The sequence below is a fragment of the Azospirillum sp. TSH58 genome (assembly GCF_003119115.1).
Taxonomy (GTDB): Bacteria; Pseudomonadota; Alphaproteobacteria; order Azospirillales; family Azospirillaceae; genus Azospirillum.
The window spans coordinates 64,572-79,764 of the sequence record NZ_CP022369.1; the positions used below are offsets into that span (position 1 = coordinate 64,572).

Annotated in this window: 15 protein-coding genes; 8 read left to right on the forward strand and 7 right to left on the reverse strand. The window is 71.9% G+C overall.

Features of this window, described 5'->3' with window-relative positions:
- The 8 genes from TSH58p_RS30625 to TSH58p_RS30660 are packed head-to-tail and all read left to right on the forward strand — an operon-like array spanning nt 1 to nt 8,517.
- Nucleotides 1-282, forward strand: a complete 282-nt coding sequence (locus TSH58p_RS30625; RefSeq protein ID WP_109067927.1) for a sarcosine oxidase subunit delta — start codon at nt 1-3, stop codon at nt 280-282.
- Nucleotides 279-3,269 (forward strand): sarcosine oxidase subunit alpha family protein, encoded by a 2,991-nt coding sequence (locus TSH58p_RS30630; RefSeq protein WP_109067928.1) that lies wholly within the window; start codon nt 279-281, stop codon nt 3,267-3,269. The genes TSH58p_RS30625 and TSH58p_RS30630 overlap by 4 nt, the downstream gene beginning before the upstream one ends.
- Entirely contained in the window at nt 3,262-3,900 is a 639-nt protein-coding gene (locus TSH58p_RS30635) for a sarcosine oxidase subunit gamma (RefSeq protein ID WP_109067929.1), read from the forward strand. The genes TSH58p_RS30630 and TSH58p_RS30635 overlap by 8 nt, the downstream gene beginning before the upstream one ends.
- Complete coding sequence (locus tag TSH58p_RS30640) at nt 3,897-4,880, forward strand: dipeptidase (RefSeq protein WP_109067930.1); 984 nt, start codon at nt 3,897-3,899, stop codon at nt 4,878-4,880. Before TSH58p_RS30635 ends, TSH58p_RS30640 begins: the two co-directional genes overlap by 4 nt.
- A gap of 22 nt (nt 4,881-4,902) precedes the next feature.
- On the forward strand, nt 4,903-5,358 hold the full coding sequence (locus tag TSH58p_RS30645; RefSeq protein ID WP_109067931.1) for a hypothetical protein: 456 nt from the start codon (nt 4,903-4,905) through the stop codon (nt 5,356-5,358).
- A complete protein-coding gene (locus TSH58p_RS30650; RefSeq protein ID WP_109067932.1) occupies nt 5,355-6,839 on the forward strand; it encodes an FAD/NAD(P)-binding protein in 1,485 nt (494 codons plus the stop codon). The genes TSH58p_RS30645 and TSH58p_RS30650 overlap by 4 nt, the downstream gene beginning before the upstream one ends.
- Nucleotides 6,836-7,687 (forward strand): CoA ester lyase, encoded by an 852-nt coding sequence (locus tag TSH58p_RS30655; protein ID WP_109067933.1) that lies wholly within the window; start codon nt 6,836-6,838, stop codon nt 7,685-7,687. The genes TSH58p_RS30650 and TSH58p_RS30655 overlap by 4 nt, the downstream gene beginning before the upstream one ends.
- A gap of 50 nt (nt 7,688-7,737) precedes the next feature.
- A complete protein-coding gene (locus TSH58p_RS30660) occupies nt 7,738-8,517 on the forward strand; it encodes a MetQ/NlpA family ABC transporter substrate-binding protein (protein WP_109067934.1) in 780 nt (259 codons plus the stop codon).
- Nucleotides 8,518-8,531: 14 nt separating this feature from the next.
- Here TSH58p_RS30660 and TSH58p_RS30665 read toward each other — a convergent pair whose 3' ends face one another.
- The 7 genes from TSH58p_RS30665 to TSH58p_RS30695 form a co-directional block, all read right to left on the reverse strand.
- Nucleotides 8,532-9,335 (reverse strand): SDR family NAD(P)-dependent oxidoreductase, encoded by an 804-nt coding sequence (locus TSH58p_RS30665; RefSeq protein WP_109067935.1) that lies wholly within the window; start codon nt 9,333-9,335, stop codon nt 8,532-8,534.
- Nucleotides 9,336-9,345: 10 nt separating this feature from the next.
- A complete protein-coding gene (locus TSH58p_RS30670) occupies nt 9,346-10,635 on the reverse strand; it encodes a TRAP transporter large permease (RefSeq protein WP_109067936.1) in 1,290 nt (429 codons plus the stop codon).
- Nucleotides 10,632-11,156, reverse strand: a complete 525-nt coding sequence (locus TSH58p_RS30675; RefSeq protein ID WP_109067937.1) for a TRAP transporter small permease — start codon at nt 11,154-11,156, stop codon at nt 10,632-10,634. Before TSH58p_RS30675 ends, TSH58p_RS30670 begins: the two co-directional genes overlap by 4 nt.
- 8 nt (nt 11,157-11,164) lie before the next feature.
- Nucleotides 11,165-12,205 (reverse strand): DctP family TRAP transporter solute-binding subunit, encoded by a 1,041-nt coding sequence (locus TSH58p_RS30680; RefSeq protein ID WP_109067938.1) that lies wholly within the window; start codon nt 12,203-12,205, stop codon nt 11,165-11,167.
- Between the two features lie 29 nt (nt 12,206-12,234).
- Entirely contained in the window at nt 12,235-13,218 is a 984-nt protein-coding gene (locus TSH58p_RS30685; protein WP_109067939.1) for an alpha-ketoacid dehydrogenase subunit beta, read from the reverse strand.
- Nucleotides 13,215-14,219, reverse strand: a complete 1,005-nt coding sequence (locus tag TSH58p_RS30690; protein WP_109067940.1) for a thiamine pyrophosphate-dependent dehydrogenase E1 component subunit alpha — start codon at nt 14,217-14,219, stop codon at nt 13,215-13,217. Before TSH58p_RS30690 ends, TSH58p_RS30685 begins: the two co-directional genes overlap by 4 nt.
- 159 nt (nt 14,220-14,378) lie before the next feature.
- A complete protein-coding gene (locus TSH58p_RS30695; RefSeq protein WP_109067941.1) occupies nt 14,379-14,978 on the reverse strand; it encodes a helix-turn-helix domain-containing protein in 600 nt (199 codons plus the stop codon).
- Between the last annotated feature and the right edge of the window lie 215 nt (nt 14,979-15,193).

The window sequence follows — 15,193 nt, forward strand, 5'->3', positions numbered from 1 at the left end:
ATGCTGCTGATCCCCTGCCCCCATTGCGGCCCGCGCGAGGAGCGTGAATTCCGCTGCGGCGGCGAATCCCACGTCGCCCGCCCCGCCGTCGCCGAAGCGCCCGACGACCGGACCTTCGCCGAGTATCTCTACGTCCGCACCAACCCGCGGGGCGTGCTGGCCGAGCGCTGGCATCATCTGTACGGCTGCCGGCGCTGGTTCAACCTGCTGCGCGACACGGTGACCCACGAGATCACCGCGGTCTATCCGATGGGCGCGTCCCGTCCGGAGTCCGCGCCATGAGCGGCCAGCCCCACCGTCTGCCGCGCGGCGGCCTGATCGACCGCGGCCAGCCGGTGCGCTTCGTCCATGACGGGCGCTCCTACGAGGGGTTCGCGGGCGACAGCCTCGCCGCCGCCCTGCTGGCCAATGGCGTGCGGGTGGTCGGGCGCAGCTTCAAGCTGCACCGTCCGCGCGGCATCCTGGGCAGCGGCGTGGAGGAGCCCAACGGCTTCGTGGAAACCGGGGCCGGCGCATTGGTCGAGCCGCTGGCCGCCGCCACGGCGGTGGAGCTGCAGCCCGGACTGGTGTCGCATGGGCTCGGCGGCTGGCCGTCGGTGCGTTTCGACATCGGTGGTCTGTTGGATTTCGCGGCCCCGCTGCTGCCCGCCGGTTTCTACTACAAGACCTTCAAGGCGCCCGCCGCGCTGTGGCCGCTCTACGAGCGGGTCATCCGCCGCCTCGCCGGCGTCGCCCATGCGCCGGAGGAGCCGGATCCCAGCCGCTACGCCAAACGCTGGCACCACGCCGATGTGGCGGTGGTCGGCGGCGGCCCCGCCGGTCTGGCCGCCGCGCTGGCCGCCGCGGAGGCCGGGGCGCGCGTGCTGCTGGTCGACTCCGACCACCGGTTGGGCGGCAGCCTGCTCGGCGGGCGGGAGGAGATCGCCGGGCGTCCGGCGCTGGAATGGGTTGAGGCGGTGCGGGCGCGGCTCGCCGCCCTGCCGGACGTTGTGGTGCTCACCCGCGCTACGGCGCTGGGGCAGCACGACCACGGATTCCTCAGCGTTCTGGAGCGTACGGCACCCGACACCGAAGGCCCGCGCGCCCGGCTGTGGAAGGTCCGCGCCAAGCGGATCGTGCTGGCGACCGGCGCGCTGGAACGGCCGCTGGCCTTCGCCGACAACGACCGTCCGGGGGTGATGCTGGCCGGCGCCGTGCGCACCTACCTGAACCGCTACGCCGTGGCGCCGGGACGGCGGGCGGTGGTCTTCACCAACAACGACAGCGCCTTGCGCACCGCATTGGACCTGGACGAGGCCGGCGTCGCGGTGGCGGCGGTGGCCGACCTGCGGACGGCGGTGTCCGGCCCATGGGCGGAGGCGTTGCGCGAGCGCGGCATTCCCCTGCTGACCGGCCATGCGGTCGCCGCCGTGCGGGGACGCGGCGCGGTGCGCGGCGTGACCCTGGCGCACATGACCGACGACGGCGGTGCCCTGCTGCCGGGCACGGAGCAGGACGTCGCCTGCGACCTGCTGGCCCAGTCCGGCGGCTGGTCGCCCACCGTCCACCTGCACGCCCATGTCGGCGGGCGGCTGCGCTACGACGCGGAGACCGCCGCCCTGCGTCCCATTCCCTGCGAGGGGCCGTGGCGAGTCGCCGGTGCGGCCAACGGCACCTTCGATCTCGCCGCCGCCCTGGTCGAGGGGACGGAAGCCGGGCGGGACGCCGCGGAGCGCGCCGGACACGTGCCGGGCGCCCCGTCAGCCGCCCTGTCGGCCAGCCCGACGCCGCCCCTGGCGCCGCGTGCCCTGTGGCGCGTCCCGGTCAAATCGCGGCGGGCGCGGCGCTTCGTCGATCTGCACAACGACGTGACGGTGGCGGATGTGGAGCTGGCCGTCCGCGAGGGCTACCGCTCCGTCGAGCATCTGAAGCGCTACACCACCGCCGGCATGGGGCCGGACCAGGGGCGCACCGGCAACCTGCTCGCCCTGGGCATCCTGGCGGAGGAGCGCGGCGAGCCCATCGACGCGGTGGGGACGACGACCTACCGCCCACCCTATGTGCCGGTGCCCTTCGGCGCGCTGGCCGGGCGGGACGTCGGCGCGCTGTACGAGCCGGTGGCCGTCACCCCCATCGATTCCCGGCACGCCGCCGCCGGGGCGGAGTTCCAGAACGCCGGGTCCTGGCGCCGTCCCGCCCTGTTCCCCCGCCCCGGCGAGGAGCGCGCCGCCGCCATCGCCCGCGAGGCGCTGACCGTCCGCCGGGCCGCCGGGCTGTTCGACAGCTCCACGCTGGGCAAGATCGAGCTGCACGGGCCGGACGCGGTGGAGCTTCTGGAGCGCGTCTACGCCAACCGCTGGCGCTCGCTGCCGGTGGGAGCGGCGCGCTATGGCCTGATGCTGCGCGACGACGGGACGATCCTCGACGACGGGGTGACCGCGCGGCTGGGCGAGAACCGCTATCTGGTCAGCACCACCAGCGGCGGCGCCCGCGCCATCCACGACTGGCTGGAGGAATGGCTCCAGTGCGATTGGCCGGATCTCGACGTGGCGGTGATCCCCGTCACCGCCCAATGGGCCAGCGTCACCGTCGCCGGACCCAACGCCCGCGCCGTTCTGGGCAGCGCCGGCACGGACATCGACCTGTCCGCCGCCGCCTTCCCCCACATGGCGGTGCGCGAGGGCCATGTCGCCGGCCTGCCGGCGCGGGTCTTCCGGGTCAGCTTCACCGGGGAGCTGTCCTACGAGGTCAACGTGCCCGCCGGCCATGGCCCCGCCCTGTGGGACGCGCTGCTGGAGGCCGGACGGGGCTTCGGCATCGCGCCCTTCGGGCTGGAGGCCGTGCACATCCTGCGCGCGGAGAAGGGCTACGTCATCCTGGGCCAGGACACCGACGGCTCGCAGACCCCGCATGACATCGGCCTGTCCGCCCTGGTCGCCGACGGCAAGCCGGACTTCGTGGGCAAGCGCGGGATGCGGCGCAGCCATCTCGCCGGGCCGGGCCGGCTCCAGCTCGTCGGGCTGCTGACGGAGAACCCGGCGGCGGTGCTGCCGGAAGGCGCCTGCATCGTGGAGACCACCGACCGGCGCCCGCCGGTGCCGAAGCTGGGGACCGTCACCTCCTCCTACGCCAGCCCCGCGCTCGGCCGCTCCATCGCGCTGGCTCTGCTGCGCGACGGGCGGGAGCGGATCGGCCGGACGGTGACGGTGGACGGCGACGGGGACTTCGTCCGCGCCACCGTGACCGAGCCGCGATTCTACGATCCGGAAGGACACCGCCTCCATGCCTGACGACCTGACGAAAGCCGGGCGCCCAACGCCGCGCAGCGCCTTCGCGGAGGTGGCGCCGGATGGCCTCTTCGAACGTCCCGGCGTCATCCGCCTGCGCGATCCCGGCCACCGGCCCAAGACCCTGCTGCGCGTGCGCCTCACACCCGCGTGGAGCGCCGCCGCCGAGAGCGTGCTGGGCGTCGCCCCGCCGGACCAGCCGGGCACCCCCGCGCGGTCCCCCGTCGCCAACGTCCTGTGGCTCGGCCCCGACGAATGGCTGGTGCTGGGCATCGGGCCGGCCAGCAGGTCTTGCATCGGGCTGGGCAGCCTCGCCCCCGCCCTGCTGCGCGCCGGGCTGGCCGCGGCGGAGGTGGGGGACGGCCTGCCGGACCTCGAACTGTCCGGCCCGCGCGCCCGCGAGATTCTGGCCGGCGGCGCCGCTCTCGACCTGCACCCCACCGCCTTCCCGGCGGGCCGGGCGACGCGCACCCGGCTCGGGCGCATCGGCGTCCTGCTGCAACGGGCGGAGGACAGCGGGAACGGACCGGTCTTCCGCCTTCACGTCGAGCGGCCCTGGGCCGGGCACCTGTGGTCCTGGCTGGCCGACGCCGCGCTCGACCACCCTTCGAACGACGAGAGTTTCCCCCGATGAGCCTGCACGAGTCGCTGACCGTCATCGACGGCCTGATCGTTTCCCGCTGGAGCCGTTCGGTGTTCGAGAGCATGCAGCGGGGCGGAATCGCCGCCGCCAACTGCACCTGCTCCGTCTGGGAGGGGCTGGAGCCGTCGCTGCACGCCGTCGCCCAATGGAAGGTCCGGCTGCGCGAGCACGCCGACCTGCTGGCCCCGGTGCACCGGGTGGAGGACATCGCCCGCGCCAAGGAGACGGGGCGGGTCGGGGTGATTCTCGGCTGGCAGAACTCCACCGGCTTCGGCGACCATCTGCCCTACGTGGCGCTGTTCCACGAGCTGGGCTTGAGGGTCGTGCAGCTCACCTACCACACGGCCAATTCGGTCGGATCGGGTTGCCTGGAGAGCCGCGACGGCGGGCTGACCGACTTCGGGCGCGATCTGGTGGCGGAGCTGAACCGCGTCGGCATCCTGATCGACCTCAGCCATGTCGGGTCGCGCACCGCGGAGGAGGCGATCCTCGCCTCCCGCCAGCCGGTCGCCTACACCCACTGCGCGCCCAAGGCGCTGAAGGACCACCCGCGCAACAAGACCGACGCGGAGCTGCGCTTCATCGCGGAGCGCGGCGGCGTGGTCGGCGTGACCATGTTCCCGCCCTTCATGCCGCGCGGCAACGACAGCACCATCGACGATTACCTGGACGCCATCGAGCACACCGTGAATCTGTGCGGCGAGGATCACGTCGCCATCGGCACCGACTTCACCCAGGACGTGGACGCGGACGGCATCCGCTACTTCACGCTCGACAAGGGCACCGGGCGCCGCCTGCTGGAGGTCGGGGAGGTGCGCAACCCGCCGGGATTCGAGCGGCTGGACGGCTTCCCCAACCTGACCGCCGCCATGGAGCGCCGCCGCTGGCCGGAGCCGCGCATCGCCAAGCTGCTGGGCGGCAACTGGCTGCGCCTGTTCGGCGAGGTCTGGCGCGACCCGGCGGGCCGCTGAGGCGACGGGGGAACATCCGATCATGGACCGCAAGACAGCCGCCGACTTCTTCGGCCGCAAGGTTCCCGACGCCTTCATCGCCGACACGCCGGAGGCCGAGCGCCCCGCCGTCGCGGCGATGCTGGAGGACTCCAAGGGCTTCTTCGAGGGCTGCGCCCGCCATCAGGTGGTCGCGCAGGTCGTGGAGGCCGAGCGCTGCATGGCCGGGGTCCGCGTCGGCCAGCGCTACGTCATGCAGGGCGCGCACCTCGACCCGGCGCAGACGACCGGGCCGGTCTGCGTCTTCCTGATGGGGATGCTGGCGCAGCGCGTCGGCATCGCCTTCGACCGCTTCGGTCGGGAAGGGGCGGTGTCCCTGACCCTGCCGGGCGCCCATTGCACCGACCCCGGCCCGGCGGTCGGCGGCTTCGGCGCGGTGAAGGTGCGCATGTGGATCGAGCCGGTTCCGGACGCGGCCTCTAAGGGAGAACAGGAATGACCATCGACGCCGCCGCCGTGGACGCGCTGGCCGCGGATGTGGCGCACGCTCTGGACCGGCTGGGCGACACCGGCGGGAACTGGGTGCCGCCCACCCCCGGCATCGACCATGACGTGGTTGTCGTCGGCGCCGGGCAGAGCGGGCTGGCCGTCGCCTTCGCGTTGCGCCGGGCGGGCATCACCAACATCACCGTCATCGACGCCGCGGAGGAAGGCCGCGAGGGCGTGTGGGAAACCACCGCCCGCATGCAGACCCTGCGGTCGGTGAAGACCCTGCCCGGCCCGGAACTCGGCCTGCCCGGCCTGACCTTCCGATCCTGGTACGAGGCGGCGTTCGGGGCGGACGCCTACGCCGTCCTCGGGCGCATCCCGCGCACGGTGTGGGCGGACTATGTGCGCTGGTACCGGCGCGCGACCGGGATCGCCGTGCGCAACCGCACCCGCCTGACCCGCATCGAGCCGCTGGACGCGACGGCGCCGCGCGGCTTCCGTCTGCGTCTGGAGCGGGATGGCGAGGCTCGGACCGAGACCGCGCGCAAGCTGGTGCTGGCGACCGGGATGGACGGCAGCGGCGGCCCCTTCGTTCCCCCTGTCATCGCCGACAACCTGCCGCGGAGCCTTTACGCCCACACCGACGATGCCATCGATTTCGCGGCGCTCGACGGAAAGGTGATCGGCGTGCTGGGGGCGGCCTCCTCGGCCTTCGACACCGCCGCCACCGCGCTGGAGCAAGGCGCCGCCGCCGTTCATCTGTTCTGCCGCAACGCCGACCTGACACGTGTCACCACGGTCAAGGGCCTGTCCTACGCCGGCGCGCTCGACCATTTCCACGAGCTGCCGGACGCCGACCGCTGGAGCCTGATGCGGCGCTTCTTCGCCAACGCGCCCGGCCCGATGCCGGACACGGTGCGCCGCGCCACGCGCTTTCCCACCTTCCACCTGCATCTGGCCGCCGGCTGGACCACGGCGCGCGACGCCGGGGGGACCGTCGAGGTGGAGGCCGGCGACGGGCGCCACCGCTTCGATTATGTGATCGCCGGCACCGGCTACCGTGCCGACCTCGGGCGCCGTCCGGAACTGGCCGGCGTCGCCGACGCCGTCGCCCTCTGGCGCGACCGCTACACCCCGCCGCCCGGCGAGGAGGACGAGGGGCTGGCCGCCAACCCCTACCTGGGGCCGGGCTTCGAGTTCGTGGAGAAGGCGCCCGGCACGGCGCCCTTCCTGAAGGACATCCACAATTTCACCTACGGCGGCGTCGTCAGCCACGGGCGCGCGGTCGGGGAGATCGCCAGCCTGAGGCACGGCGTTCCCCGCCTCGTTTCCGCCATCGGGCGCGACCTGTGGCTCGCCGACCGCGCGGCGCATCTGGCGCGCCTGCGCTCCTTCGACACCCCCGACCTGACCGGCGAGGAATACGCCCACGCGCTGTGGAGCCCGCCGGTCGATTCATCCTCATTCCGAGACACGGAAACACCGACATGACCGACCTTCGATCCGTCCGCCGCCGCAGCTTCCTGTTCGTGCCCGGCCTGCGCCCCGACCGCTTCGCCAAGGCGCTGGAGACGGGTGCGGACGTGGTGTGCATCGACCTGGAGGACGCCGTCGCTCCCGACCGCAAGGACGAAGCGCGCGCCCTCTCCCTGCCCGCCTATCACGGGCAGCGCGCCGCGCGGGCGGAAAAGGCCTTGCGCATCAACAGCATCCGCTCCCCGGAAGGCATCGCCGACATCGACGCCATCCTGAAGCTGGAGACCCTGCCCGACGCGCTGGTGCTGCCCAAGGTGCGCTCCGCGGACGAGGTGCGGATCGTCGCCGACCTGCTGCGCTCGCGCCCCGAGCCGGTCGCCCTCTACGTCATCATCGAGACGGCGGAGGGGCTGGAGCGGGTGGCCGAGATCGCCGAGGCCGATCCCTCCATCGTCGCACTGTTCATCGGCGCCGTCGACCTGTCGGCGGAGCTGCGCGTCCGCCCGACCTGGGACGCCCTGCTCTACGCCCGCTCGCGCATCGTGCACGCGGCGGCGCGGGCCGGCGTCGCCGTGCTGGACGTGCCCTTCCTCGACCTGGAGGACGCCGCCGGGCTGGAAACGGAGGCCCGCCGCGCCGCCGCGCTGGGCTTCACCGGCAAGGCGCTGATCCATCCCGGCCATCTGGCGACCATCCACGCCGCCTTCACGCCGACGGTGGAGGAGGTGGCCCACGCCCGCCGCATCATCGCCGCCTTCCAGGAGAGCACGACCGGCCTCGTCGTGGTGGACGGCAAGCTGATCGAGAAGCCGGTGGTCCGCGAGATGGAGCGCATCCTCCTCACCGCCGGCGCCGCCGCCTGACCCTCGGCCGCCCAACCCGCATTCATCCCACCGGAAAGACCGCATTCATCATGAAGCGCCTCATTCTCGCCGCCACCGGCCTGCTGGTCGCCCTGGCCGCCCCGGCCCACGCCCAGACCATCAAGGTCGGCGCCACCTCCGGCCCGCACGCCCAGATCCTGGAGGTCGTCAAGGCCAACGCCGCCAAGGACGGGCTGGACATCCGGATCGTCGAGTTCACCGAATACATCCAGCCGAACGCCGCGCTGGCGGCCGGCGACCTGGAGGCCAACTCCTACCAGCATCTGCCCTTCCTGAAGGCGCAGATCGACGCCCGCGGCTACGACATCGTGCCGGTCGGCAAGACGACGCTGTTCCCCATCGCCGTCTATTCCAAGCGGCACAAGACGGTGGCCGACCTGCCGGTGGGCGCTTCCATCTCCATCCCCAACGATCCCAGCAACGGCGCCCGCTCGCTCCTGCTGCTGGAAAGCGCCGGGCTGATCACGCTGAAGCCGGGGGCGGGCATCAAGGCCACCCCGCTCGACATCGTCGAGAACCCCAAAAAGCTGAAGATCGTGGAGCTGGAATCGCCGCAGCTCGTCCATTCGCTGGACGATGTGGACGCGTCGGCCGTCAACACCAACTACGCGCTGGAGGCGAAGCTGAACCCGGTGAAGGATTCGCTGATCCTGGAAAGCCCGCAGTCGCAGTACACCTGCGAGATCGTCGTGCGCAAGAAGGACGCCGACCAGCCCTGGGTGAAGAAGCTGGTCGCCGCCTACCAGTCGCCGGTGGTCAAGGAGTTCATCCAGACCAAGTTCAACGGCGCCGCCGTCCCCGGCTGGTAAAAACGGAAATGGGCTCAGCCGATGCCGAGGCTGAGCCCGCCGTCCACCGGCAGGCACACGCCGGTGATGTAGCGCGCCTCGTCCGAGGCCAGGAAGACCGACGCCGCGGCGATGTCCCAGGCGCTGCCCTGGAAGCCCAGCGGGCACAGCGCGTCGCGCGCCCGGCGCATCTCCTCGGCGTCCTTGTAATGGGCGGCGATCTGGCTGCGCGCCATCGGCGTGTCGATCAGGCCGGGCAGGATCGCGTTGGCGCGGATGCCGTCGCGGGCGTGCTGGCGGGCCACCGCGACGGTGAACTGGTTGACCCCGGCCTTCGCCGCCGCGTAGCCGATGTAGGGGTAGGCCCAGCGGATCGCGGCGATGGAGGAGATGTTGACAATCGCCCCCGACCGCTGCGCCACCATCACCGGCAGAACGTGCTTACAGGTCAGGAAGACGCCGGTCAGGTCGGTGTCGAGCACCCGGCGCCAGCTCTCCTCGCTGGTCTCCACCGGCCCGCCGGGCTCGGTGATGCCGACGTTGTTGTGCAGGATGTCGATGCGGCCGTGGGCGGCGAGCGTCCGCTCGACCGCCGCCGCGACCTCCGGCCCTTTCGTCACGTCGGCGGTGACGGCCAGCGCCGCGAATCCTTCCGCGGCGATCAGGGCGGCGGTTTCCTCCGCCGCGTCCGCCACCTTGTCCACGGCGACCACGCGGGCGCCCTCGCGGGCGTAGGCGACCGCCGTCGCCTTGCCGTTGCCCCAGCCGGGGGCGGAGGAACCGGCACCGAACACCAGGGCCACCTTGCCGGCCAGACGCCCGGCCTTCGCTTCGCTCATGATGGGACTCTCACTCGTAACCCAGCGTGTGGGGGATCCACAGGGCGAGCTGCGGCAGGGCGGCGACCAGGGCGAGCGCCACGAACATCGCGACGATCAGCCAGCCGACCCAGCGCACCGTCGCCTCCATCGTGGTTCCGGCGATCTTGCAGGTGACCATCAGGTTGACGGCCATCGGCGGGGTGAACTGGCCGATGGCCAGCTTCATGGTCAGGATCACGCCGAACCACACCAGATCCCAATGGAAGTGGTTGGCGATGGGCACCAGGATCGGCAGCAGGATCAGGAAGGTTGACACCCCGTCCAGGAACATCCCGATCACCACCAGCACGCCGATCAGCAGCGCCAGCACGCCGTATTCGCCGATGCCCAGCCCCAGGATGCCCCGCGCCACCGGGTCGATGATGCCGAGCGTCGCGGTCGCCCAGGCGAAGACGCCGGCCAGCGCCACCACGGTCAGGATCACCCCCGACACCTCCGCCGCCTCCACCAGCAGGCCGTGGAGGTCGCGCAGGGTCAGGGTGCGGTAGACGAAGAAGCCGACGAACAGCCCGTAGGCCGCGGCGACCACCGCCGCCTCGGTCGGGGTGAACAGCCCGCCGCGCAGGCCGCCGAGGATGACCACCGGCGCCATCAGACCCCACACCGCCTCGCGGAAGGCGGGCCAGAGCGGCGGCCGGGTCTCGCCCTCCCGCGCCGTCTCGCCGAAGCCGTGGCGGCGCGACAGCCAGACGGCCGGGACGATCAGCGCCAGCCCGGCCAGGATGCCCGGCACGATCCCGGCGGCGAACAGCGCCGGAACCGACGCCTGCGGCACCAGGATGCTGTAGACGATGAAGGCGATGGAGGGCGGGATCAGGATGTCCGTCGCCGCCGCGGCGCCGATGACGCTGGCGGTGAAGGCGCGGGGATAGCCCTCCTTCAGCATGGCCGCGGTCATCACGGCGCCGACCGCGGCGGAGGTCGCCGGACCGGAGCCGGAGATGCCGCCCATGAACATCGCCACGACGATGGCGACCGCCGGCAGCGCGCCCTGCCGCTTGCCGACCACCGCCAGGGCGAAGGCGACCAGCCGCGCCGCCACCCCCGACCGCTCGAAGATCAGCCCGGTCAGGACGAACATCGGAATGGCGAGCAGCGGGTATTTCGCCACCCCGGTGTAGACCGTGGTGGAGAGCGACAGGAAGCCCGACCCCTCCAGCGCGATGGCGGCGGCTCCGGCGAACGCCAGCCCCGCCCCGATGGGCACGCCGAGGAACAGCAGCAGGAAGAAGCCGGCGAACAGCAGCAGCGCGGTCATGGCTCGCCGCCCCCCGCCCGCAGAATCTCCGGCCGCCGGACCACCCGCACCGCCCGCCCGAGCGCCCGCAGGGTGACCACCGCCGACAGCAGCGGAAGCCACAGCGTGTAGAGCCATTGCGGCACGCCGAGACCGGGCGAGGAAATCTCGAACCGGTACTCGTCGATGGTCATCAGCGTGCCCAGCACGACCAGCGCGCCGAACACCAGCGCCGTGACGCCGAGCGCCAGCAGCTCCGCCCGCAGCCGCCCGCGCGGCCCGAACCGGTCGATCAGAAAGCCGATGCGGATGTGATGGTCGCGCGCCACCGCCACCGAGGCGCCCAGCAGGGTCATCGCCACCATCAGGACGATGGCGTATTCCTCCGTGAAGGCCAGCGAGACGTTGGTGGTGTAGCGCGTCACCACGTTGGCGAAGGTGATCAGCCCCATCACCGCGATCGCGGCGGCGGCCAGCGCCTCCTCGATTGCCAGGGGGACGCGGGGCGTGTCCGCGCCAGATTCGGGGTTGGGTTCGGCCATCGCGGTTCTCAGCGGCTCTTCGCCACGGCCTCCTCGGCCTTGCGCACGAGATCGGCGCCGACCGTCTGCGTCCATTTCTCGTAGACCGGGCGGGTCGCCTTGCGGAAGGCCTCGACGTCGGTCTGCTCCGTCGTCACCACCTGCACCCCGTGGGAGGCCAGGGCGGTCAGGGCGGAGCGGTCCTCGGCGGTCAGGCCCTGGCGCGACAGGGCGGTGAACTCGGCGGCGGCCTGCACCGCGGCCTCGCGGACGAGCGCGCGGTCCTCCGGCGTCCAGCTCTCCCACACCTCCTTGTTGGCGATGAACAGCCCGGCGTCGGCGATGTAGTTCCACAGCGTCAGATGCTTCTGGTTCAGGCCGTAGAGCTTGGCGGCGAGGAACAGGCTGACCGGATTCTCCTGCCCGTCCACGGCGCCGGTGGACAGGGCCGGCTGCAGGTCGGCGAAGGTCATCTGGGTCGGGTTGGCGCCCAGCGCGGTGAAGATGTCGTTGAAGATGGGCGAGCCGACGACGCGGACCTTCAGCCCCTTGAGGTCGTCGGGCGCACGCACCGGCTTCTTCGAGTTGGACAGGGCGCGGAAGCCGTTCTCGCCGATGGCCAGCGGCACGACCTGCTTGGATTCGAGGATGCCGAACAGGGCCTTGCCCGGCTCGCCCTGGGCGACCGCGTCGAACGCCTTGCTGTCCGGGAACAGGAAGGGCAGCGAGAAGAGGTTGGCCTCCTTCACCGTCGGCGACAGGTTGATGGTGGAGTTCACCAGCAGGTCGATGGAGCCCTGGCGCAGCCCGGTGAACTCCCGCGTGTTGTCCCCGCCGACGAGGCTGGAGCCGGGATAGACCTTCACGGTGATGCGGCCCCTGGTCTTCTCGGTGACCAGCTCGGCCCAGCGGTAGGCGCCCTCCGCGATGGGGATGGGGCGGCTGCCGACCACCGACAGCTTGTATTCGCTCTTGTACTCGGCCGCTCCGGCGGGAGCGGTGACGGTGGCGGCCAGCGCGCCGAACAGGGTCAGCGCTGCGGCCAGCAGGGGGCGCGTTCTCGTCAGCATGAACAGGAACTCCGAAGGAGGGAATGGGGTCAGGAGCGCCAGGAGACCAGCCCGGCCGCGGCGGCGGCGACCGCCGGGGCGGTGATCCGGCTCGCCGGCTCCAGCGCCGGGGAATAGGGAACGGGGATGCGCGGGGCGCCCAGCCGGCGCACCGGCGCCTTCAGCGCGCCGAACAGCGCGTCGGCCACGGTCGCCGCGATTTCCGCGCCGAAGCCGGCGACCTCGACCGCCTCGTGCACCACCAGAAGCCGCCCGGTGCGGGCCACGGAATCGAGCACCGCGCCGCGGTCCCACGGCCACAGGCTGCGCAGGTCGAGGATGTCGAGCGACACCCCCTGCGCCTCGGCCAGGGCCGCGGCCTCCTCGGCGATGCGGACACCGCCGGACCAGGTGACGACGGTCACGTCGCGGCCCTCGCGCACGCGGCGGGCGACGCCGATCGGCACCTCCCAGTCGCCGTCCAGCGGCACCTCGCCCTCCGCGGGCCACAGGTCCTTGTGCTCCAGATGGACCACCGGATCGTCGGAGCGGATGGCGGCGCGCAGCAGCCCGTAATTGTCGGCGGGGGTCGCCGGGGCCAGAACGACGAGGCCGGGGATGTGGATGTACCAGGACTCCAGCGACTGTGAATGCTGGGCGGCGGAGTTGCTCCACAGCCCGACCGGCTGGCGCACCACCAGCGGCACGCGGGCCTGCCCGCCGAACATGTAGCGCGCCTTGGCCGCCTGGTTGACCAGCTCGTCCACCGCGCAGAGCGCGAAGTCGGAGAAGCGCATCTCCACCACCGGACGGGTGCCGAGCAGCGCGGCGCCGACCGCGCCGCCCATGATGGCGGCTTCGGAGATCGGCGTGTCGACGACGCGGGCCGGGCCGAATTCGGCCTGCAGCCCCTGGTACTGGCCGAACACGCCGCCCCGGCCGATGTCCTCGCCGAGGGTCCAGACGGCGGGATCGGCGGCCAGCTCATGGGCAAGGGCGAGGCGCGCCGCCTCGCGGTAGGTCAGGCGGCTCATTGCGGCGCTCCGATGTCCTGTACGTCGGTGAAGGCGGTGCGGAGGTCCGGCCAGGGGCTGTCCAGGGCCGCGGCGAGGGCGGCGGCCAGCGTCTCGCGCTCGTGGCGCTCGACACGCTCCAGCGCGTCCGGCGTCACGCCGAGTCCGGCCAGCGTGGCGGCGGCGCGGCGGATCGGGTCGTTGGTGTCGAGCTGCGCCTGCACCTCCGCCGGGTCGCGGTAGGCCGCCGGGTCGCTGGAGGTGTGGCCGCGGAAACGGTAGGTGCGGGCGTGCAGGAACTGCGGCCCGCCGCCGCCGCGCACGATGCGGACGAGGGCTGCCGCCGCCGCGTCCACCGCCGCCAGGTCGTTGCCGTCCACCACGGTGACCGGGATGCCCAGGCTTTCCGCCCGAACGCCGGGGCCGCCACCCGCCGACACGCTGCCGGTGCGGGTGGTGGCGCCATAGCCGTTGTCCTCGCAGACGAACAGCACCGGCAGCCGGAAGGCGGCGGCCCAGTTCAACGCCTCCAGGAAGGGGCCGCGGTTGGTGGCGCCGTCGCCGAAGAAGCAGACGGCGATCCGGTCCTCGCCCTTCAGCGCGATGGCGTGGGCGGCGCCGACCGCGATGGGCAGGCCGGCGGCCACGACGCCGTTGGCGCCCAGCATGCCGACCGAGAAGTCGGCGATGTGCATCGACCCACCCTTGCCGCCGCAGGTGCCGCCCGCGCGTCCGCACAGCTCGCGGAACATGGCCAGCGGGTCGGCGCCCTTGGCGATGGTGTGGCCGTGGCCGCGGTGCGTGCTGGTCAGCACGTCGTCCTCGCGCAGGTTCGCCCCGACCGCGGCGGCGATGGCCTCCTGCCCGATGGACAGATGGATGTAACCCGCCACCTGCCCGGCTTTGTGGGCCTCGTCGGCCAGCGTTTCGAAGACGCGAATCCGCTGCATCGTGGCGTACAGCCCCAGGAGCCGCTCTGCATCGGGTGCAGCGGCGTCCGAGGGCGAACTCGGTAGAGCCATGGGATGTCCGTGCCTTGATTATCTATTTCTATACTAGGTAAGTTGAGTTTATTCACACCCGCATATGCATTTCCAGAAGATTCTTGGCAAACCTAAGGATAATTCGTTCATGAATATGTAAAATAAGGACAGGGGCACCCACGGTCCGGGCTGCCGCCCTCAGCCTTCTCCGTGCGAGAGGACCAGAAACAGCCGGGCGTCCACATCGTCGGCGTTGCGGCACTGGTAGGTCCGTTCCGCCTCGAACAGGACGGCGTCGCCGGCCGCGAGACGGTGCGATCCCTTGCCGACGCACAGCTCCACGGCCCCCTCCGCCACCACCAGATTGATGCTGGCGCCGGAGGAGACGCCGCCGCCGGTCTCACAGCCCCCCGGCCGCAGGCGGATTTCGAGGAAGTCGGCCCCCCGCCCCTCCCCCGGCGGCGCGAGGGACCGCGACCGCACCAGCCCGTCCGGCGAGACGAAGCTGCGCGCCTGATCCTCCCGCATCAGAAGCACATCGCCCCGCCCGTCCAGCCGGGTCAGCGCCGTCAACGTCACGTCCAGGGCGCGGGCGATCTTCCACAGCACGGTGATGGTAGGGGCGCTCCGTCCCAGCTCGATCTGTCCCAGCATCGCCCGGCTGACGCCGGACAGTCGGGCCAACCGCTCCAGAGACAGCCCCTGGCGGGTGCGCAACCGTCTCAGATTGCGGCCAAGAGCGGCGGGAATCGCCGAGTCCGGCGTGCTGGGGGCGTAGTCGTCGTTCGCGGCGCTCACGGCTCTTTCCCTCATTGCGCAGGCCATGCCCTGCGACGAGGGGAGAATAACGCGCATTGCCTACTATTCAAATAGATTTAACAGACTTCAATTGCGCCGCCTCATTGTACAACACATTCCGTGCGTGCTTACCGGAGGGTGAATGCCCTGTCGGCGAATTCCCGCTCGTGAGAAATACCGCGGATCGTGCGAGGGTTTCAGCCAATTGCCCGAAG